The sequence below is a fragment of the Bacteroidia bacterium genome, from assembly GCA_041391665.1.
Classification (GTDB): domain Bacteria; phylum Bacteroidota; class Bacteroidia; order J057; family J057; genus JAGQVA01.
The window spans coordinates 2,127,863-2,152,156 of record JAWKNO010000001.1; the positions used below are offsets into that span (position 1 = coordinate 2,127,863).

Sequence of the window (24,294 nt, forward strand, 5' to 3'; positions counted from 1 at the left end):
TGTTTTTTTGTGTTTTTTACTCCAGCCCATTTTCACTGATCCCGCCGGATATTTCTCCTTATTCTGCTTAAAGAGGTAGGCGTTACGCCAATATAGGAAGCCAGGTATTTTTGAGGAATTCTTTGCAGATAGCCGGGCTGGTTCATCAAACTCAGGTAGCGTTTTTCTGCCGAATCTTTTTGCAGGGCCGTAAATCTTGTGAGCAAGTTTTGTATTACATCTTCCCAGAACCTGCGCATGGTTTTTTCCAGCACGGGCATCTGGTCGCAGAGACTCAGCAATTCTGATTTATGGAGGGATAGGATTTCGGTTTCTTCAATCGCTTCGAGGAAATAATCGGATGGGGCTCCGCTTAAAAAACTCGAAAGTTCGATCGCCGAATGGTTTTCAAATGAAAACCACACCGTAATTTCCACTTCATTTGCGATGTAATACAGCCTCAGACAGCCTTTTTCAACGAAAAACAACTTATCACATACCTGCCCCTGACTCAGCAAAAATTCCCCCTTTCTGATGGTCCTGCGTTCAAAACCTGCAACCAGTTCATCCATTACATTATCGGGCAGCCGGGCATAATGGTCGAAGAATTTTCGCAACGCAGAACTCATGGACAGCAGGATTTTGGGAAAAGATAACTTTTTTTATTGTCTTATTTCCCTTCATCCGGGAAAACCACTTTTTTTCTTTTTTCCATTTCACCGGCAATCACCTGTCCATCTTCGTCCTGTGATTTCAGTCTGTGAATGATATTGTGATAACTTTCCTCATCCCTGTCCTGGCTTAGTTTAAATACGTTGTCCATTTCGAGCACTTCAATTTCAAATGCTACAATGGCCTTCATCACTTTATCTTTAAACTCCTTCGGAAGGTTTTCAAAAACAGTAGGTGAGGATGAATTGCCCTTCTCAAAATGGAGGGAAGTCTTCTGGAGAACGTCTTCCAGCGCCAGATCATCGAGGAACCGGATAATCCCCCTTGCATGAACGCTCATATAATTCCAGGTAGATGCTTTGTGAGGATTGCTGTACCAGGTTGCACTTACGTAGGTATGATTGCCCGTAAAAACCACCAGCACGTTTTCATTCTGCAAAAAGGCTTTATGATGGTCTGTATTTTTCATGATATGCCCACGCAGGATTTTCCGGTTATCTTTTTCCTCAATAAAAACGGGAACCTGAGTAGCTACCGGTTTATTTTCAGAATCACTTCCGGCCAGAAAAGCAAAAGGATGCTGGTCAATAAACGCTTTGATTACCTGCGGGTCTTTTTCCTTGTAATAGGGTAGGTTATACATAAGGGTTTTTGTTTGGGACAAATTTTGGAGGAATTTTTCAGAAAAAAATTATCCTGTGGCAACTTATACCCGCATAAGCTAAATGTATAACCCTACAAACTCCCGGGAGGGTTGTTGAAAATCCCGACTGCAAGTTCAACCCAGATGAAAAACTAAAAAAACACGTTTCCCTGATCCGGAAAACGTGCTCTTTTGGGTCTATGGAATTTTGATGATAAAAAAAATCAGGGTGCCATCATCGTAGGCACTATATTGTTGGTAAAATTATAGTTACCGGTAGCGTCTTTGGCAATAAGCCCAAACCATCCCCGGTCATCCCAGGGGGTAAATGACATATTTTCAGCCAGGGTAGTAACCTTAATGGTTTTGTAATACCCCCGGACAAGGTCTGTGTTGCGTTCGCCGTTATTGGATTGTCTTCCCACACCAAATTCGCCATAGTTGATAGGGACATCCAGAATTTTCGCATGTGCGCTGACCTTTCTGATAGCTTCTTCGATCGTGCTGGTTCCGGGCCAGGCAGAATTGCTGCCCGTCTGTCCGCAAAACGACCAGGGATCATAGGAATGAACCTGAATCGCGAGGTATGGATCATTTCCTCCGCCGGGCAGTGTTGATTTGGTCGGATACACTTCGTCAATCATACCCTGGTTGCCCTGTCCATTGGGGGCAACCATAATGATGCGGAAGGCGTTACTACCGCCGGTTTCACGGATGGCCTTATATCCTACCTCATTTACCTTACGGGTATAGGAGAGTGCGGTTGATGAGTTGGGCAGGGGCCAGCCGCCGTTCCATTCGCCCAAATTTCCCTCCGGCTCATTCAGCACTTCAAATATAAGCTGGGGCGGATAATCTTTGAAATGGGTGGCAATCCCCTTCCACAGCGTGGCAAATTTTGTATCATAATCAGCAGAGCCGTTGTAGTGGTCTTTCAGCCAATGTTCGTGATGTGTGTTTAAGACTACATACATATCGAGGTTAATGGCATAGTCAATGACAGCTTTTAGTTCAATAAATCTCGAATTCTGAAAATTCACATTTCCATTTGCATCTGCCAGTGTGTTTCCACCCACACTTTCCATCCAGGTTACCGGAATTCGCACATGCTTCATGCCCGCATTCCGGTATAAGTCGATAATTTGCTTTAGGGATTCGCGATTGGTTGGGTTAATACCATTGTCAAAAGTATTGCCCAGGTTAAAACCAGCGCCCATTGCAGAAATCACTTCCCTGGCACTGGGCCCATCGAGAACAGGGGGTTCCCATTTAGGTTCAAAAGGCTCCTGCGAACAAGCGCAAATGACCATTGATATCAACAGTAGGATAGCTGCAAATCGGGGAAAATCCCGGAGTAACCGGGGAGTGTTAGCTTTTCGTGTCGTCATCATTGTTTGTTCGGTTAGATGATTCGCTATAGTTCGTTTCTGCTATAGATAGTAAATAGCAAATATTGCTCTTTGAGATACGAGTGAAGGTGTCTGAGAATCTTTCTTTGGGGGGGTAAACGTACGTTTTTGCTGATTCTGCTCGTTTAAGAACGATTTTATAGCAAATATTCGCACGAAACCTGCTATCTGGTATGCAAGAAAGAAGTCTCAAAAATGGTAGCCTATGATCATGCATCCAGTTATATTGCTTAAGAGAAAATGTGAGATGTGGACTGCATTGGAAATGGTAACAATTATGGAGGCAATCGTAATCAATTTCATAGAAAATACGCGAACTTCATTTTCCTATGCCAAGGTGTTCAAATATCTTTTTCTCGCGATAGCGATGTCATTCCTAACTCAGAGGACTCCCGTCTATGGACAAAGTTCAGATTTGTATTTTGAACATATAAACTATGATAAAATTTTCGCGCCCAGCATGATTTCCAGTATTGTTCAGGATGGGAAGGGGTTTATCTGGCTTGGGACGGAAAATGGTTTGCTGAGATATGATGGATACAATTTTATCAAATACACAAGGGACCGAAATGTCGCCGGGAGTATTAGCAATAACCATATAAATATTATATTCGAGGATAGCGATACAAATCTGTGGATTGGTACGAGCAATGGCGTTAACTATTTCGATAAAGATAAAAAGATATTTTCCCCGATTGACATACTTCCGATCAAAGGAGGGCGTAATTATATAAGTTCTATCATTGAAGATAGCGATAAACGAATATGGATAGGTACATTTGGGGGCGTAAAGCAGCTTGATAAAGAAAAACACCTGCTGCTAAGCGTTTCTAATGATTCAAATGCAGAATTGTTTAATAGCGCAAGGGTACTTTCCCTGTATTATGATAAAAAATTGGGTGTATTGGTTGGAACCTCCAATGGGATACAGGCCTTTGACCCCAATACAGGAATGAATGAGGAACTTCCGGATATTTTTAAGGAAAACAAGTCGTTTCTTCAGGCGAAGGTTTGGAAGATTGCCAGGGATGAAGATGGCGACTTATGGTTTGCGACAAAAAGTAATGGTGTATTTCATTACGCCAGAAAACAAAACCAATTGATAAACTATGTGGAGGATTTTGAAAGTGAAACTGCGATTGCCTCCAATTGGGTTTACGATATTTTGCCTGTTGATAACCATACGATTTGGTTTGCAACCATTGACGGGGTAAGTGTGTTGAAAAAAGACATCGGGGCATTCACCAGTTACCGGCACAATGCTTTTAACAATTACAGTCTGAGTGATAATGAAATAAAGTCTTTCCTCAGAGATCGGAGCGGAAGTATATGGATAGGTACAAGTGCGGGCGGCTTAAATTTTTTCAACCATACCAATTACAATTTCATAAAAGTAGGAGAGACCATAGCGCCCAATTTTGGATTAATCAACCCTATTGTAAACGCCCTGGTTAAAGAAAGTGAAGAGTCGCTCTGGGTAGGGACAAATGGGGGCGGCTTAAATTTTCTGGATTTTAAAAATAAAAAGATCTCTTCTTATAAGATCAACAATACGGACAAAATAAAGTCCAGTAACATGATTAATGTACTGGCGAATCTGGATCAGGAAAACCTGTTATGCGGGACTGTCAACGGTCTCTATCAGTTTAATAAAAATACCAGACAGTTTAAAAATATACCGCTAGCAAAAAATGATTCCTCCGGGCAATTTCCAATAACAGGGTTGTTGGTTGATAATAAGGAAATATGGGTTGCGACTGAAGGGGATGGATTAAAAATGTTAACTCCCCAAAATTCGATTGAGATCTACAAAACCGGTAATGGCGATCATTCGCTCAGCGATAACTTTATTACGGATATCGAAAATGCGGAGAACACAATATGGATAGCAACTCAGGATGGCCTGAATCTTCTTGATAAGAATTTAAAAGTGATTACCAGCATCTATCGGAGTGGAGGGGCGAATACACTATCCAATAATAATCTGACTACTTTATTTATAGACTCAAAAAACAGACTCTGGATTGGGACAGACTATGGTGGACTTAATCTTTTTGATGAAAAATCCCAAAAGTTTTATGTTCTGAATAAATCAATCGGGTTGACAGACAATTCCATCAAGAGTATTGCGGAAGATGACGATGGAAATATTTGGGTGAGTTCTGATGATTTACTGTTTAAGATAAAATTCATCAATTTTACCCTTCCTTTTCATGCATCTGATGTAGAGATTACTTCCTATTCTTCGAATGATGGTTTGTCGCTGGGGCAATTTTCGCGAAACAGTAGTATTCGGTTAAATAGTAATAAACTGGTGTTTGGTGCATCCAAAGGGCTGGCGATATTTAATGCGGCTGCTATTACTAAATCTCCCAATACCAGTGATATTGTGCTGACTAAGCTTAAAATTCACAATCAGGAGGTGAATGTTTCTGATCCTGACTCTCCCTTAAAAAGGGATATTTCCAATACTTCTGAGATCAACTTAAACTACGATCAGGGTTATTTGGAAATTGAATTTAGCGCCATGAATTTTGTCAATCCGGAGAACAACAGATATGCCTATAAACTGGAAGGCCCGGGAAGGGAAGATGATTGGCATATGATAGGCAGCCAAAATGGAGTTAGTTTGTCTGATCTGGCTCCCGGACAATATGTATTCAGTGTAAAAACGACCAGTGAGGATAATACCTGGAACTCCCGGATTAAATCCTTAAAAATCAACATACGACCTCCCTGGTGGAAATCCGGGTGGGCGTATCTTGTGTATTTTCTATTCTTTCTGACGATTTCTTTGGTTGTGATAAGATTTGTCAATATGCGGGTACAACTTAAGCGAGCCTTGTTTATCGAACACGTTGAAAAAGAAAGGCAGCAGGAAATGTACAAAATGAAGCTGGATTTCTTTACCAATGTCTCACATGAGATTCGAACGCCCCTGTCATTAATGGTCGCACCTATTGAAGATCTTTTGGAGATTGTGGAGAAAAACTCAAAAATTGAAGAAAGGCTTAAAACCATCAAGAATAATTCAGACCGACTACTAAAATTGGTTAATGAGTTGTTGGATTTTAGAAAAGCGGAAAGTGGTCGCCTGAAAATTTATTGCGAAAAGCAGGATATTGTTTCTTTTTGTTTTGAGGTGTATGAATCGTTTAAAGGGGTTGCCGTCGAAAAAAATATTGAATATAAATTTGCCATAGATTCAAGTTCCATACCTGTCTATTTTGATAGGTATCAGATGGAGAAGGTCTTATACAATTTGCTTTCCAATGCATTTAAGTTTACAAAGGAGAACGGCAAAATTGTACTTTCAGTTGAAGGCTCCAATAAAAATGAAGGGTGGATCAACATAAAAATTAAAGACAACGGAATAGGAATTCCCGAGCATAATAAGAAAAATATTTTTCAGCGATTTTTCCAGATTGAAGATCGCGGGGTTAATAATACTGGAACAGGGGTAGGTTTAGCACTTTCAAAAAGCATCATTGAATTACATAAAGGCGAAATCAGTCTGATAGATGAGAATGACTCCTGGTCAACTACTGTATTTCAAATCTCATTACAATTGGGAACCGATCATCTGATGAAAGGCCAGATAGTCGAAAAAGATTTATCGATTGAAGAGTTTTTTACTGATGCTGAAGAAACACTGATTTCAAATGAAATATTGGATCATTTACCCTCAAATCTGAATGGAAATGATGTTGAAAAAAAGACCATATTAATCGTAGAGGATAATGATGAGTTCCGGAAGTTTGTCGCAGACATTTTGAGTGAAGAATATAATATTCTGGAGTTTCCAAATGGCAAAGAGGCCGTCCAGTATCTGGAAGAAGAAATCCCTGATCTGATCATCAGCGACGTCATGATGCCTGAAATGGATGGCCTTGAGTTATGTGAGTATATCAAAACCAATGAGAGCACCAATCATATTCCGGTTATTTTATTAACGGCCAAATCATCTATAGAAAGTAAAATAGAAGGCCTTTCAACCGGTGCGGACTCCTATATCGCCAAGCCCTTTAGCGTGAAAGTCCTAAAGCTGAATATTATAAATTTGCTGTCTTCCAAAGAAATACTGAGACATAAGTATAGCGGCAACTTTATCATTGATTCAGACTTGAAAAAATTGACAACGCCCGAAGAGTTGTTTATTAAGAAGTTAATGGAAGTCATCGAATCGAACCTCGAAAATCCTGATTTTAATGTGAGCGAACTTGTCAGGGAAATCGGTATGAGCAGAACGATTCTCTATAAAAAAGTAAATACGCTGACCAACCATTCCGTGGCTACCCTGATCAAATATGTGAGACTGAAAAAAGCTGCCGATATACTTACCAATACCAGTTATCCGGTTTCTGATGTCGCATTTATGGTGGGTTTTAATGATCGGAAACACTTCAGCAGGGAGTTTAAAAAGGTGTACAAACTATCCCCTACAGATTATAAAAATGCTAAACTGTCTGTTTAGTGATCTCAGGCAGGCTGCTCAGGGTGAATGTTTACTGTCAGGACAAAAAAAATGGGGCTGGAAATTACGCCAGCCCCTCCCTTAGTATGCAAAACTTACCTACGTAACATTGTTAGTATCCCGGGTTTTGAGGGAAGGTACCCATCAAGTCAATTTGACTTTGTGGAATAGGACAGGTTACCATGTGCGGTGCCATAGGATAGGGGATCAAATTGGTAGAAGATGAACCAAATCTGTAGTGTGCATTCTGTCTTTCAACCAAAAGTCCTAAGCGCTTCAACAAAAACCAGCGGTTTCTTTCCATCGCCAATTCACGTGCGGATTCTTCCAAATATGTATCCAGCGTATAAGATGTGAAGTTATAGGCATTACTGCCATATGCTCTTTCTCTGATGGCATTGATGTATTCCAGGGCTTTCCCCTCATTGCCAAGCCTCCAGTGTGCTTCTGATCCCAGCAGATAGGTTTCCGCCAGCCGGTACATAGGATAGTCTTTCCAGCTATCATTGGTCAATGCGCCTTTTTCAGCATCGTAAAACTTCTTTAAGCTGAAGTGATACCTTCTGAAATTGTCATCATACGCTGTAACAGGAATTACCTGTCCAAACCTGGGTGAATTCGGATTATTGACGACGTAGGTTTCCGGGTAATAATAGGTTGTATAGCGCTTATCATTTTCTTTGTCGTACAAAGATTGAAGATAATCGTTGGGAAATGCCCATCCCAGTGCCTGACCGCCGTATTCTACCTGCTGGATAAAATCACCCGATGACTGCTCATAAAGTCGCTGTGTGAAAACGCTGCCAAACCATGTACCTGCACCTCCCGCGAGGTTGTCCCCTGCACCTGTTGAGCCCAGTGCCTCATCTCTGACAATGGCAAATAGCATTTCACTGTGGTTCAGGTTTTGACCAAATACATTCTCCAAAGCAACCAGGCTTTTACCGCTCTCATTGATGATGGCATCAAACTGCGCAGCAGCTTCAGCCCAGTCATTTTGCCACATGGCACTTTTGCCCCGGATATGTCTGGCTACTCCTTTCGAATACCTTCCGTAAGGTTCGTCATAAGCGAGATTCGCAATCGCAAATTCCAGGTCACTATCAATCAATGCATATACATCATCGGGATTAGCGGGTTTGTAAGTTACCGGGTCGCCGGCATTTTCCGGTGTGGTAGCTGTGGTATCCAAAAGGATATTGTCATACATTCTGATCAGATCAAAGTACAACTCAGCGCGAATGACCTTAGCCTGAGCGACGAGATGATTTTTTTTGTTTGTATCCATCTCGATGTCTTCGGCGCTCGTAATGATTGCATTACATCTGTCAATGATCTGATAGCCTTCTACCCATTTATAAGACCAAAAGCCTACTGCCGTATGGGTAGATGCCTGATATGGGGTGAAATACGTCCTGACCATTCCCAGATCTGTGGCAGCCATAAAAAACAAGTTGGCCCGTAAAGGATCATTTTCTCCTCCCGGAACATTGTAGGTTCTCATCAGGTTGTAGAGGGCATTCACGCCCACTGCCAACCCATCTTCTGTTGTGTAGATATAATCTACAGAGATTTGATCCAGCACGATTTCGTCCAGGAAGTTCTCACATGAAGTAAGCCCCAGGGAAATGATGAGTGCAAAAATCAAAAAACTATATATGCTCTTTTTCATAATTTGAAAGTTTATAACTTCTGACTAAATGATTATTAGTTAAAATTCACTTGTAACCCTGCGACAACTGTCACCGCTTCCGGATACTCGTTTGGATTTTTTTCCGGGCTATAAGACTGGTAATCTGTGATGGTAATCAGGTTACTGCCTGTTACGTAAATTCTTAGCCTGCTCAGGCCTCTGGAAGCCAGTACAGTCTGAGGGAGTGTGTACCCCAATGTGACATTTTGTAAACGAGTGAAAGAAGCATCCTGAAGTGCCAGCGCAAACAGGTTGTTGGGGTCATTGGATTCATTGGGTCTGGGGAAATTTCCGGTTGGGTTTTCAGGTGTCCAATAATTCTGCTTGATACCATTTTTAATTCCGCGTAAAGAGCCTCCTTCACTGTAGCCAACCAGGAACGTGTTATATCTTGTAACTCCCTGTACGGTATTTACATCGGCAGAAAAATCCAAAGATTTATATTGAACACTAAAATTCAGGCTTCCAAACCAGTCCGGACCTGCTTTGGTAAGTACGCGGTCATTGGCTGCATTTAGCTGACCATCATCAGGATATCTGTCGTATAGTTTGACATCTCCAGGTTTTGCACTGGGCTGATGTGAACTTACGATATCTTCCCCTTCCTGGAAAATACCCACAGCCATATATTGGTAATAGACATTGATGGGCTGACCAATAAACCATCTGTTGGCTACGTCATTGTCTTCAATTCCATCGCCATCCTCATCAAGACCATAGAGGCTGATAATTTTATTGACGTTTTTAGAGAAAATAAAGCCCAGATTGATATTGAAATCTTTCTTTCTGACCAGCGCACTATTAAAAGTAACCTCGAACCCTTGATTTTCTACTTCGCCCAGATTGGTTTTCTTTCTTGTATAACCTAGCCCGGCATTCAGTGCCTGATCGACCAGCAGGTTGGTGGTACGGGTGTTGTAAAACTCAATGGTTGAAGTAATGCGGTTCTTAAACAGGCCCAGGTCTATGGCAGCGTTTAAGGTAGTGGATGTTTCCCATCTTAAATTGGGGTTTGGAAGAAAATCTCCGGGTACATAGCCCGACACTTTTACCCCATTGATGACGTAATCTCTCTGCAAAGCAGAGCTTAAGCTCTGATAGGGTGCGATGGCTTCATTTCCTACACTACCATAGCTGGCTCTCAGCTTCAGGTTGTAAATAGGGGTGATGTTTTCCATAAACTTCTCATGATGCACATTCCACCCAAGACCTACAGCCGGGAAAAATCCCCATTTGTTATTGGCACCAAATACAGTAGATGCATCTGCCCGGCTTGAGAGGGTGACATAATATTTGGAATTATAATCGTACTCAGCTCTCGCGGCTGCTGATAATAATGCTCTTCTGTTACCTGAAATAAAAGGTGTATTGGTAGCCGCAGCTTCCAACCCATAGATGCCGAGAATATCGTTTGGAAGATCGTTTGAATTGAGCGCCAAACGATTATATTTTGATTCTGTAACACTTTGTACGGCCGTCAGGCTCAGGTTGTGTTTGGTGCTACCCAACTGAGGTTTGTAGGTCAGAATGTTCTCAACCTGCCATTCCACATTGTCCTGAAAAGTAATACTTCCCCTGCCCAGTCCGCCATTCGTAATACCAGTGATGGATTCGGAACTGTTATAAGACAATGCCTTGCCATTCCACGACCTTCTGCTTGCATTTAGCCGATAGTTCAGTCCTTTGAGAGGGCTGATATCCAGAAAAAGATTGATAATATCATTTCTGTTTTGGTTCTTCGTATTGGTCTCATAAATATCAATTAAGGGGTTCTTGTTTTCCTCAAATCCTCCTGGAAGATAGCGGAGCGAACCATCGTCATTATAAACCTTTCCGAGAGGTGAAGTCGTAATAGCGGTAAGCAATATGCCACCAACGTTGGGACTGTTTTCAGTTGAATACTGAAACGAGGTATTCATTCCCAGTTTAAACCACTTATTGACTCGTTGATCGAGGTTGATCCTTGCAGTCACCCTGGTATAATCGGAGTTGTCAATTACGCCTTCCTGGTCAAAAAGGTTGAAACTTGTATACACGCTTGTTTTTTCTGTACCAGAAGCAATGCTAATATTGTGGTTCTCTGTTCTTCCGGTGCGCAATATTTCTTCTTCCCAGTTGATATATTCTCCCGATTCTATACTTGCGATTTCGAGAGGAGACATCACATCTGCGTCATTGCGGTACACACCCAGGTTGGAAGTTCTAAAGGCTTCTCTTTTCAATTGGGCAAATTCATCCCCGCTATAAATATCAAAATTCCTGTTGATCGTCTGAATGCCGGAGGCTCCGGTATAAGAAACGGATGACCGTCCTTCCTTCCCACGCTTAGTTGTAATCAGAATCACGCCGTTGGATGCTCTGGCGCCGTAAATAGATTGGGCAGCTGCATCTTTCAGGATTTCCAGCGAAGCGATGTCATTGGGGTTGATATCGTTGATATTACCAACAGGAACCCCATCGACAATTACAATAGGCGAATTGCCCCCGTTGATGGAGTTTTGACCACGAATAAGAATATTGGATGAAGCGCCCGGCCCTCCGTCACTCAGCGTAACCAGTACGCCTGCTGCTTTTCCCCGAAGCATCTCTCCAATATCGGAGGTCGCTACCTTGGTCATATCTTCTGGTTTTACAGATGATATTGAGCTAATCAGATCGCTTTTCTTTTTGGCGCCATACCCAATCACCACGACTTCTTCTAATGTGCGTGAATCATCCTTTAGGGTCAGATTTATTTTGGTCTGCGTTCCTACCAGGATAGAAACGGCTTCCTTTCCATAATAAGAAAAGTTAAGGGTTTGCTCCGGCGTGGCTTTGATACTGAATGCTCCATTGTCGCCCGAAAGTGTGCCGATGGCAGTGCCCTCAATAACAATAGTTACCCCCGGCAAAGGTGCGCCGGATTCATCCAGTATAGTTCCTGTAATAGCGTTTTGTTGCGCATCAGCATTTGTAAAGACAAATCCCATTATTAGCAATAAGAGGCTTGTCCTCAAACATATGCTAATCCGAAAACGTCTTCCTTTGTGAGTTTTGTTTTTCATCATAATAGCATTAAGTGTTTAAGTTTATAGTCAGTTCGGTTTAAAAAATGTTAGTTCTAATAACTTTACTTGGATAGCAGGCAGCAGATTTTGACTCATATTGGGTGAAAGTCCCCTGATTTTCACCTCGTACACAGGTAGGAAAGCGAGTAACATAGATGACTCAAATATGACGCATGAAAATCAATAGCAGGGGATGCAAATATTCGTTTGTAGGGGTTTGTATGTGCCTGCTGTGATCTGCTTATGGAGATTCAGGGGGATTCTCAAAACGTACATATTACCCCCTAAAGAAAGATTCTCAGACACCTTCATTCTAATCGTAATTGGCAATATTTGCCTGGCAGGTAGATGTGTTCTTCAGACTCTTTGGGTTCCCCTGGGTTTTATCGTGTTGACAGGAAAAAGCGAATTATTAATTACGATTAACAACTAACTATCTTAATGATCATGTTGAAAAACATACACTCACTCAAACTACTATACCTGTTATTTTTTCTTATAATAGGTTTCTCATCATGTAAAGAAGATGTGCGGGTAGTAGAGCTTTTCGAAAAAGGCCAGTTGAATGCTACTGCATCCACTACAAGTATTAAGGCAGATGAGACCGTTACTTTTGAAGATAATTCTACCAAAGTACAATCTTTAAGCTGGACGTTTCAGGGCGGATCGCCCGCTACTTCAACGGCACAAAATGTTACGGTCACTTATTCATCCGGTGGAACCTTTGAGGCAAAGCTGGTGGTACTATTTATTGATAATACAACGGCAGAAAAGGTGTTTACCATTGACGTAGAAGCCCCGCCAATTCTTCAGGGCCCTTACAAAAGTGCACCAATTTCCATCCCGGGAACTTTGGAGGTAGAGAATTATGATGTCGGAGGAGAGGGGTTGGCATATCACGATACAGAAGCCGAAAACAAAGCTGTAACTGCCGGTAGTGCCAGATATAGACAGGATGACGGAATAGATCTGGAAGTAAGTGCAGATGGCAGCTTAGTAAATATTGGTTATACCGCCGCTGATGAATGGGTAGAGTACACCGTAAATGTTCAGGCGTCCGCTGCCTACGATTTTGAATTTTTTGTGGCATCCAGCCCTGGAGGCAGTGCAATTAAAATCCAATTGGTAGTCGATGAAACAACCTTTACAGATTTGGGCGAACTTCCTGCCTTCCCCGGTACCGGGGGATGGGGTACATATGTTCCTGTCAAAGTGGAGGGCATTAACCTCGATGCCGGCCAGCAAATCCTCAGATTGTACTTCACCGGTGGAAGCGTAAACGTGGATAAGATCAACATTTCTGCACCGGGTGTGGTAGTGGTTGAAAAGTATGGGATCTATACTGAAGGCTCTGCAACAGCAGGTTCTATCGGCGTTACTACTCAAAACAACTCTATGGTTGCGATTAGCGCCACTACAGATGCCTATGAAGGAAGTGAAGCGCTATATATTAAGTTTGACCCCACCACAACAAACCAGTATGGCGTACATGCCACCCTGCTTCCCGATCCCAGTCCTTTTGATGCTTCTGCTTATTTAGGGGGGTATTATAATGTTGCGCTTAAGACGACTTCCGTGGGTAAAATGAAAATCCGAATCAGAGATGGCTCCGGTGGCAATTTCTGGGTAATGCTGGACGACGCCGTAAAAACCTATGGCTTTGAAAGAGATGGCAACTGGCATGCGCTCAAAATTCCACTTGCTGATTTTAAAACTGACGGTGGAGCATCACCTGACCTTTCCACTTTGCAAAATGTATTTGTTTTGAGAAGTGATGAGCAAAGTGCCACTCCTGCTGCAGGAGAAGATTGGGACTATTATGTAGATGATATCTATCTGACAAAAGAATAGAACCCGCTCACCATTAGCTCTGATAAGGAGATATTGTATAATAAAGCGATCTGGTGATTCTTTTGCACCAGATCGCTTTATTACTGATCGACTGCCTGCCCGGTACTTGGGCGCATCCTTTTATCTTCCCTAAAATGGATCTGTATAATGAAAAGGAATTCCTCTCTTCTATTATTTATCGCCACGTGGTTTTTTTTCTTGGTTTTTGTAAGGTGTGCCCCGCTGCCCGAAACCCAAAACCCACTCAAACAGCGTCTCGATACGCTGCTGTCTGCAATGAGTATGCAGGAAAAAATCGAACAACTTTACTATTTGACAGACGGCAATGAGCGATTAGGAATACCTCAGTTTTCAGGAAGTGACGGGCCTCATGGGATAGGCAATGGTGCAAAAGGTTATTCCTCCTTCCCCGTCACAATCGGAATGGCTGCTACCTGGGATCCCGGCCTGATCGCAAAAGTTGGCAGGGCAATCTCGCTGGAACAGGCCGCCAGAGGCAAAGACCGTATTGCCGGCCCAACACTCGATCTGTTAATCGATCCCCGCATAGGAAGAGCGCCAGAGACGATTGGCGAAGATCCGTTTTTAGGAGGGCGAATTTCTGAGGCTTTTGTACTCGGCCAAAACACTACCTCTGTGTTTGGATCTGTCAAACACTATAATCTGAATACATACGAAATCAACCGCAGAACCAACGATTACCTGAGTGATGAAAGAAGTCTCGTTGAGTTTTGGGGATACCATTGGAAAAGAACCATTCAGCAAGGGGGGGCGATGTCTATCATGTGTGCCTATAATTGGGTGAATGGCGATAAGTGTGCTGAAAATAAATACCTGATTAAAAGCCTGCTGAGAGATCATTGGGGATTTGATTTTTACACTATGTCGGATTGGGGAGGATTTGGTGAAACCGGAAAAGCCCTGAATGCAGAACTTGATTTTTGTGAAGGGAATAATCTCTACATCAAAGAACTGCCTTCAGGCGTAGCCAATGGTATATTTGACAGCGCGCTTGTAGAAAGGGCCGCAAGAAACGTTTTGCGAACCAAGATCTTATCTGGTATGATTGATGGTGTGCCTACTATTTCAAAAGACATTATTGATAGCAAAGCACACAGAGAACTTGTGTATGAGAGTGGGCTTAAAGGCCTTGTTTTGCTGAAGAATACAAACCATATCTTACCTCTCGATACAAATGACCTGACCTCGGTTGCAGTCATTGGCCCTAATGCAGCCGTCCTTCCATTGGATGGCAACAGCAGTTCCAAAGTGATACCTGCTTATACCATACCTGTAGAACAGGCTTTGACGAGAATGCTGGGCCCAGAGCGGGTACATTACGCAAAGGGTTGCAATATCAATGACCAAGACCAGTCACAGTTTGCGGATGCGATTGCGGCAGCCAGCAAATCCCAGGTTGTGGTATTCGTAGGAGGATTAGATCCTACCGTTGAAGGGGAAGGGTATTTTTTGGACAAAGAGGCGGATGAAAAAGGGGGCGGTGCCGTTACCCGCCCCGACAGACCTTCTGGTACGGTTTTGCTGCCTGGGATGCAAAATGAACTGATACAAGAGATCGCCAAAGTAAACCCCAATATCATTCTGGTCGTGATTTCCGGAGGGATATGCAGTGTTACACCGGTGATCGACCATATAAAAGGGCTGGTTTATGCATTTTATCCCGGACAGGAGGCTGGTCGGGCAATTGCGGATGTCTTATTTGGTAACTATAACCCTTCAGGTAAATTGCCTGCGACTATGCCGAAAGATGATTCGCAGATTATTCCCATCAGCCCCGATTTTCGCGACCTGGTGACAAAAGGTGCAGGGTATAAATGGTTTGATTCTCAAAATCTGGTTCCTGAATTTGCGTTTGGCTCGGGTTTAAGCTACACCACTTTTGAATACAGCAATATTCGGGTAAATAAAAAAAATGCAAAGGTCGGCGAGTCTATAGAAATCGCCTTTGATCTGAAAAACACAGGAGAACTCCCTGGCGAAGAGGTTGCCCAACTTTACCTTTCAACGGCGAAAATTTCTCCTGCTATTGATATGCCTTCGAAGCAATTACGCGGATTTAAAAAGGTATTATTAGCACCCGGCGAAACAAAAACGGTCACGCTCCTCATTGGTCCGGAAGAGCTGTATGTGTATAATGAAAAACTGGCATCCTATCAGGTTCCGGAAGGGGAGTTTATCGTCAGAGTCGGTGGCGCATCAGACAAACTTACCCTTCAGACAACGTTTACCCTGGGCGCAGCCGATGCAACCCCCGATCTCTCTATTGCCAATATCCGTACGATGCCCGCATTCCCCAAAGAAGGAGACGAGGTCGTTTTTATCGCTTCATTGATCAATAATGGTACAGGAGCAACCCAAAAAGGCGAAGATCACCTCATTCATTTCTACGTAAACGGCAAAAAGGTTGCAACTTATTACTCTAAGTCTGTCGCCATTCCGGTTGGCGGTATGGAAATGATCTGCGCGCAGGCAGTAAATCATCGAAACTGGATTGCATCTAAGGGTGAATTTATGATCACTGCAAAAATAGATGGCGATTTATCGGAAGATTTAAATCTTAACAATAATAGTTGTCGTGGCCAATTGGTGATACCTGATGGAAAGGTGATCCCCTATTCAATGGTAGAAACTATACAGTAACCTAATCAGACGATTTTTATGAAACAGCTATATATGTGGCTATTGGCTATAGGTTTTCTTTGTGCCAATCCGCTTAACGCGCAGAATGCAAAAACAGTGAACCTCACGGTAGTTGCAGATTCTGTTTTGCCCTTTCATCAGGTGAACGCCAGAAAAAATGCGGGAGACCCGGTCTGGAAATCATATACGGCAAAGACTATAGACCGTCTTCCGGGATTCAATTATTCCAATGATCCTGAAACAGATAATTATGGTGGCTGGAAAATCGCCCGGTCCACAGGGTCGGGCTTTTTCCGTGTCGAAAAACAAGGCGACCGGTGGTGGATTATTGATCCCGAAGGAAACCCGTTTATCCATAAAGGCGTTGCCGTGTTTCGTCCCGGAAGATCTGAAAATCAGAAAGCCGCACTGAAATCAGAATATGGCACAGACCGGGATTGGGTTCGGGAGGAAACAAGTTTTTTAAAGGATCATGGCTTCAATGGAACCGGAGCCTGGTCAAATGTCGATCTCATGAGGGAAAATGAAGCGCCATTGGTATATAGTGTCATCGTAAACCCTATGGGCGCTTATAAATCCCAGCATAAGAAAAAATTTGGAGGGAAATATGAAGCGGCCGGATGGCAGGGATACCGATACGATCTTGCAATGGTTTTTGATCCTGAATTTGATATATTTGTTGAATCTGAAATTTCGAAAATAGCTAAGTATAAAAATGATACATACCTGCTTGGGTATTTCACAGACAATGAATTGCCATGGGTCAACGATGCATTGGACAGACATCTGAAATACCTGGGAAAAAATGAGGCAGGCTACATCGCTGCGAAGAAATGGTTGGATGAACGAAAGGGGAAAAATGCTTCGCCTGATGATATTACAGCAGAAGACCGGCTTGAGTTCTCGGGGTTTTATTTTGAAACCTACATCAAAAAAGTAGCAGATGCAATCAGGAAATACGATCCCAATCATTTGTATTTAGGTTGCAGATTTAATCAGGAAAAGGAAGAGTTGCAAAATCCGAAAATATTTGAAGTCGCAGGGAAGTATATGGATATCGTCTCTATCAATCATTACCGGAAATGGGAACCTGTTCAGCCCCTCATGCAAGACTGGGAAAAATGGTCGGGGAAACCCTTCCTCATTACAGAATGGTATACAAAAGGGGAAGACTCCGGACTGCCAAATCGTACGGGGGCAGGGTGGAATGTTCCTACACAGCTAGATAGAGGCTATTTTTATCAAAACTTTACCATTGAACTTTTGAAAAGCAAATCTTGTGTGGGCTGGCATTGGTTTACCTACCAGGATAATGATCCGCTGGACTTAACTACAGACGAATCCAATCGCGACTCCAATAAAGGTATTGTGAACAGCAATTTTCATCACTATACGCCCTTGCTGGACAATATGAAAATGCTAAATATGCATACCTTTGAGTTGATTCAGTATCTGGATCAATCAACGGATTAAGGAGGGTGAATAACAAAAACGCTACGACTAACTACCGCACATTATGGCAATATTTTTCAGAAAAAAAATCCGGATTTTTATGCTGCTGCTTGTCGCTGCAGGTTCATGGATTGCCTGCAATCCTGAAATGAAGCAGGAAACACAAGCCACTCCGGCACCAGACCTCATCCCCGGTCTCAATGCTTATTCTTTCAGCGACCTTCTCTCAGCCAGAAACTCCCGTGATAAACAACCGGTCTATACTCTGTTTAATCTGCTGGACTGGTGTGCATCTCAAAATATTAAGGCACTGGACCCTACGGCTTACTTCTTCCCTACCTATCCGGAGGTGCCTTCAGATGCGTATATCCAACAACTGAAAGACAAAGCCGCGGAACTGGGTATCACCATTACCGGAACCGGAATACGGAATAATTTTGCCTCTCCAGACTCGGCGGTAAGGGCCGAAGGGGTGGAGCTGGCTAAAAAATGGATTGTCGTAGCATCAAAACTCGGCGCACCTGTTCTCCGGGTGTTTGCCGGCGCTATTCCCAAAGGGTATGAAGATAAATGGGATGTGCCCGCTCAATGGATGATAGATTGTTATAAGGAACTGATTCCCTATGCAGAAAAATACAATGTGAAAATCGGCATACAAAATCATGGCGAAATGCTCCAAACTGCCGAACAATGCCTCTATGTATTAAAAGCGGTGGATTCAAAGTGGGCAGGTATAATTGTTGATACCGGAAATTTTAAGACGGAAGATCCTTATAAAGATATTGCAGCCGTTGTCCCTTACGCGGTCAACTGGCAGATTAAAGAAAGCCCCCGCGGAATTGGAGCAGAGGAAAAAACAGATTATGTAAGACTAATTAACATCATCAGGGATGGGGGATATAAAGGGTATTTGCCCATAGAAACACTGCTCGTACGCGATGTTCCCTATGATCCATTTGCCTTAGTCCCGGCCATGATCAAAGAACTACAGGCTGCTATTGATTCAAAGTGATGGATAAGAAAAGTTTACAATAAAAATTAATTCAAAAGGAGAAGTATGAAAAAGGGATTTAATATTTTGTTTGTTTGGATGATATCGATTTGTTTTTGGACGAGTTGCGCTCCGGAAAATAAAGAAGGAAATGATGATCATTCGGCAGTTGGGGTAGTGGATAGCGCGATAGTCCGGGCTACCGCTCTGTACCAAACCAATTGTTCCGGCTGCCATGGCGAACAAATGCTGGCATTTGCAGACCGTACATGGAAACACGGTAAGGATCGCGACAGTCTGATCAAGTCTATCACTCATGGATATGCAGACGCGGGTATGCCTCAATGGGGGCAGGTCTTTTCTGAAACCCAGATCGCCGAGCTGGCAGACTATATTCAAACGGGAATTGAACATGTCGCGAAATATGGATTCGAGGAAATTAAACTTACTTCTGATACCTTCCAGACTGAGCAGTTTTCCTTCAGCCTGGATACCATTGCCGAAGGTTTGAACAATCCCTGGGGTATGGCTTTTCTTCCTTCAGGAGAAGTATTGGTCACAGAAAAAAAGGGTATCCTGTATCTCGTAGATCAAAAAGGCAACAAGACTGTCATTAAAGGTTCTCCCAAAGTGAGATATGACTCCCAGGGAGGTTTGCTTGATATCATTCTTCATCCCAACTTCGAAGAAAATCATTGGCTGTATATCAGTTATTCGGACTTTACGGTCGAAAAAGGTGATACCATTTCGGGAACTGCCATCAATCGGTACACCTATCTCAACAACCAGCTCACCGAGCCTCTGGAAATATTCCGTGGACGACCCTATACCAAGGCAGAATGGCATTACGGCTCGCGGTTGGCATTCGATAATGACGGCTACTTGTTCTTCACGGCAAGTGACCGTGCCAATCAGAATGAAAATCCTCAAACGCTGGAAAACCCCAAAGGAAAAATTCACAGAATATATGATGACGGCCGTATTCCCGAAGACAATCCGTTTGTGGGCCAGCAAGGTGCTGTACCGTCTATTTTTACCTATGGTCACCGCAATGCACAAGGCCTGACCCTCAATAAAGCCACAGGTGTCATGTGGGCACACGAGCACGGTCCAAGAGGCGGCGATGAGATCAATATTGTGAAAAAAGGTGCAAACTATGGATGGCCGGTGATTTCATATGGGATCAACTATGACGGAACTTCTTTTACCAAACTATTGGAGAAGGAAGGAATGGAGCAGCCGGTTCATTATTGGGTGCCTTCGATTGCCCCTTGTGGTATGGCTTTCGTCGAATCAGATCTCTACCCTGGTTGGAAAGGAAGTTTGCTTGTCGGCTCTCTCCGGTTCAACTATCTCAACCGCTGTATCATCGAAGGTGATAAGGTCATTGGAGAAGAACAACTGATGAAAAATATCGGCAGGCTCAGAAATGTAAAACAAGGCCCTGACGGTTATATCTACATCGCAGTTGAAAATCCCGGATATGTTTTCCGGTTAATGCCTGTTTAGTACAAAAAAATAATATATCAACACATGAATTATTCTGTAACGACGCTGCTGATATTCCTGTCAGCCTGGAATACTGTGCTCATTGCTCAACAAAATCAATACGCCGATTTGCTCCAAAACATTGGCGGCAGAGACAACATAACCCTCGATGGTGTATGGCAAATAATCGTTGACCCTCTGGAAAATGGTTACTATAACCATAGATATTTGCCCAAAAATGACGGTTATTTCCAAAATGCTAAAGTGCACGCCCCATCGGATCTCGTAGAATATGATTTTGATACAGATCAGGAACTGGTTGTGCCGGGAGACTGGAATACTCAGATGGAAAAACTCTATTATTATGAAGGAACCATTTGGTATAAAAGATCTTTTGATTTTGCGAAGCAGGAGGGTATGTTGACCTATGTGTATTTTGGTGCAGTCAATTATGAGGCAAAAGTTTACCTAAATGGTGAGTATCTGGGCAGTCATATCGGCGGATATACACCCTTTCAATTTGATGTAACCGATAAACTGAAAGAAAAGGATAACTTCCTCATCGTCAAAGTTGACAACAAGCGGAAAAGAGAGGCGGTACCTACGGTCAACACAGACTGGTGGAACTATGGCGGAATCACCCGGTCTGTACATCTCGTGAATGTACCCAAACAGCATATCACGGATTATGTGGTCAAGCTCTCAAAAGAAAATACAAAGACCATCGAGGGCTGGGTTTCAATCGCAGGGGGAAAGGCTGGCGACGCCGTTACGATTTCCATCCCCGAACTCAAACAAACCCACACGGTCAACGTGAATGTTGAAGGGAAAGCCACCTTTAAAATAAATGCAAAACCAGCGTTGTGGTCGCCCAAAAATCCTAAACTATATCAGGTAAATATCAGCACTGATCAGGATAAGATTCACGATGAAATCGGTTTTAGAACCATCGAGACTCTGGGAAGCAAAATTCTCCTCAATGGAGAAAATATATTTCTCAAGGGGATTAGCATTCATGAAGAGGCACCCTTTAAAACAGGCAGAGTAACTTCTGCAGAAGAGTGTAAAATTCTCCTGCAATGGGCCAAAGAACTGGGCTGTAATTTCATCAGGCTTGCACACTATCCTCATAATGAGGCAATGGTGAGGGAGGCTGAAAAAATGGGACTGATGATTTGGTCAGAGATTCCGGTTTACTGGACAATTCTTTACGACAACCCCGAAACCTACAGCAATGCTGAACAGCAGCTGACAGCTATGATTTCAAGAGACAAAAACAGAGCGGCGATCGTCCTCTGGTCGATTGCCAATGAAACGCCTGTCAGTGAAAGCCGAAATCTTTTCCTGAAAAATCTGGCTGCAAAAGCACGGGCCCTGGACAACAGCCGGCTCATAACTGCTGCATTGGATACCCAATCAGGAAGAGATGGCGAAAAAATAATCGATGACCCCTTAGGTGAAATTGTGGATGTCATAGGCATCAATAGCTACTGTGGCTGGTACACAGGTGCGCCGTCTTCCTGCCCCGATATCGTCTGGACCAACCATTACGACAAACCCATGATCATGAGTGAAGTAGGTGGCGGAGCCTTACAGGGATTTCATGGCGACCCCAATGAAAGATGGACAGAGGAGTATCAGGAGGAAGTTTATAAAAATAATATTGAGATGATGCGCAATATTAATTTCCTCGCAGGAGCATCACCCTGGATATTGATGGATTTTCGCTCTGCGAGAAGGCATTTGCAGAAGATTCAGCATGATTTTAACCGAAAAGGTTTGATATCTGAGCAGGGCGTGCGCAAAAAGGCATTTTTTATTTTGCAGGATTATTATTTGAACGAAAACAAATAGAACAACAATCCAAAATTAAAATCATTCCCTCAGGCACTGGTTATTAAGACCAGTGCTTTTTTTATGTGGCAGCTATTCTGACAAAGAGGGCATCTGCCGTTGGGGCAATGTATTACCCTCTTCTTCTTTCCAGTAAAATCATCATCATAAGTCCCAGCATGATCCTGTCATCATCATCATTGTCAATATTTCCCACTTTGTCGACCTCAAATTTTCGACCAAAGAAGGAAGGTTGTTTTTTGAGACGGACGATGATTTCCCCACTTTGATCTGTGACGATATAGGAAGGATTGAAAAAGTAGCCGGTGAACATTGATAAAATTGGTACCTCACCCAACAAAGAATCCCATACTTTCACCCAGGCATTTTCTTCTCTGATATGGTATTGGACTTTTTCAAATTGATCGATTAATTCATACTCTGATTTCCAAATAGACCGCCACCCTTTTCTGACAACTTTTCCAAACGTTTGTCCGGTATTGTCATAAAAACTATAGGCAGCAGAAAAGTCAAGCCACCGGTCTGCCTTTATCTGATAATTGGTTTTTGACCGGGTTTCGTCCGAATAGATCGAAATATCTTCCTTTAACTTAAATAGTTTTTGCCTGACATAAGCGATAACCCGACCGTTGGCGTCAGTTGCTGTGAAGTCATTGGAAAGAGTAGAGATTTTGAAAATGAAAGTAATCGGAAATTTTAAATTTTGCATGACACGTACCTGGTGTTTTGTTAGTAGTAAATATACCTTATTTCGTCTGCGCTGGTGCATATGGCCCATACACAGCATCCCGAAATTTTTTGTGCACCACACCTGCGAAAGGCATAATCTGGACAAATAACACAGCTGTTAAGTCATTTACGGGATCAACCCAAAACAGTGTACTGGCAGCGCCATCCCAGAAAAATTCACCCACTACGCCATTGTTTTCCTCTGCCGAAGCAGGTGGTCGCATTCTCACGGCTAAGTCGATCCCGAAACCGACCTGTCCTTTGCTGGGGAGCCACATGCGTTGTGAAATGCTGTCATCCAAATGATTGGTGGCCATAAGTTTCACCGTTTCAGGTTTCAGCACAGTAGCTCCATCCAATGTGCCTTCATTCACCAGCATACGGGCAAACCGCATATAGTCGTCCACTGTGGAGGTGAGTCCCCATCCCCCGGGAGTCAGCGCTAAATGATTGATGTTAAAAGCATGTGCCTCTTCATCAGGCAGTTGTGTGAGTACTCCATCGACGTTTCTGTACATAGCAGACATTCGGCTGCGATCACTTTCCGGAACAAAATATCGGGTCTCGCTCATCTTCAGTGGTGTGAGCACTTTTTCCTGTAAATAATCGGCATAAGGCTGGCCAGACAACCGCTCGACCAGAAAAGCCTGTACATCAACCGAAGGGCCATAAGCCCACTGAGTGCCCGGCTGGAACATTAAAGGTAGTTTGCCCATTTTTTCGGCCATCTGTACGAGTGTGTTTTCTCTGTTCAGTGGATCAGCTTCTCTGTACAGGTCCCCCAAAACGGGCATATTGGGGTTATTGATAAATCCTGCCGTATGGCGGGTAATGTCTCGGATGGTGATAGGACGGTCGAGTGGTTCGAGAATCATTTCTCCTGTGGCCGAGTCCATCCCGGCATACACCTGCATATCCGCAAATTCGGGTGCATACTTGGAAAGTGGGTCATCCAGCTGAAATTTCCCTTGTTCATAAAGGGTCATCAATGCAGTACCCGTCACGGGTTTCGTCATTGAGTAGATGATGGCAATGGTATTTCTGTCCATAGGCACTTTGGTTTCCCGGTCTGCGTAGCCAAAGGCATTAAAATACGTCTCATTATTTTTTTCGAAGATCAACGCTGAGGCACCAGCTACAATACCCGATTCCACCAGACTGTTGAGGGTGGAATCAATTCGCGCTTTGGTTTGTTCGGTGATGATCTTGGATTCGTTTTCTTTGGGGGTGCTGCATGCCATCATACACAGCAGCGAAAGGAGTAGAATGCTTTTCGTAGTATTCATAACAGTAGAGGTAGGATTGCTTAATATGTGTTTTTCGGATTGAGGAGGTTTGGTAAAATAAATCC

General features: G+C 43.1%; 14 protein-coding genes. 7 read left to right on the forward strand and 7 right to left on the reverse strand.

Going from position 1 to position 24,294, the window contains the following annotated elements; genetic code table 11:
• Positions 1-32: 32 nt before the first annotated feature.
• The 3 genes from R3D00_08935 to R3D00_08945 all read right to left on the reverse strand — a co-directional run bounded on the left by R3D00_08935 (position 33) and on the right by R3D00_08945 (position 2,685).
• Entirely contained in the window at positions 33-608 is a 576-nt protein-coding gene (locus tag R3D00_08935) for a Crp/Fnr family transcriptional regulator (GenBank protein ID MEZ4773295.1), read from the reverse strand.
• Positions 609-649: 41 nt separating this feature from the next.
• Entirely contained in the window at positions 650-1,294 is a 645-nt protein-coding gene (locus R3D00_08940) for an FMN-binding negative transcriptional regulator (GenBank protein MEZ4773296.1), read from the reverse strand.
• A gap of 224 nt (positions 1,295-1,518) precedes the next feature.
• Positions 1,519-2,685 carry a glycoside hydrolase family 5 protein gene (locus tag R3D00_08945; protein ID MEZ4773297.1) on the reverse strand — a complete coding sequence of 389 codons (1,167 nt, stop codon included), beginning with the start codon at positions 2,683-2,685 and terminating at the stop codon, positions 1,519-1,521.
• Positions 2,686-3,163: 478 nt separating this feature from the next.
• Here R3D00_08945 and R3D00_08950 point away from each other — a divergent pair, with 478 nt between their 5' ends.
• Positions 3,164-7,177, forward strand: coding sequence for a two-component regulator propeller domain-containing protein (locus tag R3D00_08950; GenBank protein MEZ4773298.1), 4,014 nt, complete (start codon positions 3,164-3,166; stop codon positions 7,175-7,177).
• Between the two features lie 112 nt (positions 7,178-7,289).
• On the opposite strand, the gene R3D00_08955 is transcribed toward R3D00_08950, so the two are convergent.
• Both R3D00_08955 and R3D00_08960 read right to left on the reverse strand, forming a co-directional pair.
• Positions 7,290-8,849 carry a RagB/SusD family nutrient uptake outer membrane protein gene (locus R3D00_08955; GenBank protein ID MEZ4773299.1) on the reverse strand — a complete coding sequence of 520 codons (1,560 nt, stop codon included), beginning with the start codon at positions 8,847-8,849 and terminating at the stop codon, positions 7,290-7,292.
• 35 nt (positions 8,850-8,884) lie between these two features.
• On the reverse strand, positions 8,885-11,839 hold the full coding sequence (locus tag R3D00_08960) for a TonB-dependent receptor (protein MEZ4773300.1): 2,955 nt from the start codon (positions 11,837-11,839) through the stop codon (positions 8,885-8,887).
• Between the two features lie 525 nt (positions 11,840-12,364).
• Between R3D00_08960 and R3D00_08965 the strand changes: the two genes are divergently transcribed.
• The 6 genes from R3D00_08965 (at position 12,365) to R3D00_08990 (ending at position 22,214) form a co-directional block, all read left to right on the forward strand.
• Positions 12,365-13,768 carry a carbohydrate-binding protein gene (locus R3D00_08965; GenBank protein MEZ4773301.1) on the forward strand — a complete coding sequence of 468 codons (1,404 nt, stop codon included), beginning with the start codon at positions 12,365-12,367 and terminating at the stop codon, positions 13,766-13,768.
• A gap of 147 nt (positions 13,769-13,915) precedes the next feature.
• A complete protein-coding gene (locus tag R3D00_08970) occupies positions 13,916-16,429 on the forward strand; it encodes a glycoside hydrolase family 3 C-terminal domain-containing protein (GenBank protein MEZ4773302.1) in 2,514 nt (837 codons plus the stop codon).
• 18 nt (positions 16,430-16,447) lie between these two features.
• Positions 16,448-17,902: a hypothetical protein gene (locus tag R3D00_08975; GenBank protein MEZ4773303.1), complete on the forward strand. Its 1,455-nt coding sequence runs from the start codon at positions 16,448-16,450 to the stop codon at positions 17,900-17,902.
• 43 nt (positions 17,903-17,945) lie between these two features.
• Positions 17,946-18,893, forward strand: coding sequence for a sugar phosphate isomerase/epimerase family protein (locus tag R3D00_08980; GenBank protein ID MEZ4773304.1), 948 nt, complete (start codon positions 17,946-17,948; stop codon positions 18,891-18,893).
• Between the two features lie 45 nt (positions 18,894-18,938).
• Positions 18,939-20,381: a PQQ-dependent sugar dehydrogenase gene (locus R3D00_08985; protein ID MEZ4773305.1), complete on the forward strand. Its 1,443-nt coding sequence runs from the start codon at positions 18,939-18,941 to the stop codon at positions 20,379-20,381.
• Between the two features lie 24 nt (positions 20,382-20,405).
• Entirely contained in the window at positions 20,406-22,214 is a 1,809-nt protein-coding gene (locus tag R3D00_08990) for a glycoside hydrolase family 2 TIM barrel-domain containing protein (GenBank protein ID MEZ4773306.1), read from the forward strand.
• A 112-nt stretch (positions 22,215-22,326) separates the two neighbouring features.
• On the opposite strand, the gene R3D00_08995 is transcribed toward R3D00_08990, so the two are convergent.
• Positions 22,327-22,923, reverse strand: coding sequence for a hypothetical protein (locus R3D00_08995; protein ID MEZ4773307.1), 597 nt, complete (start codon positions 22,921-22,923; stop codon positions 22,327-22,329).
• Positions 22,924-22,960: 37 nt separating this feature from the next.
• Entirely contained in the window at positions 22,961-24,184 is a 1,224-nt protein-coding gene (locus tag R3D00_09000) for a serine hydrolase domain-containing protein (protein ID MEZ4773308.1), read from the reverse strand.
• Between the last annotated feature and the right edge of the window lie 110 nt (positions 24,185-24,294).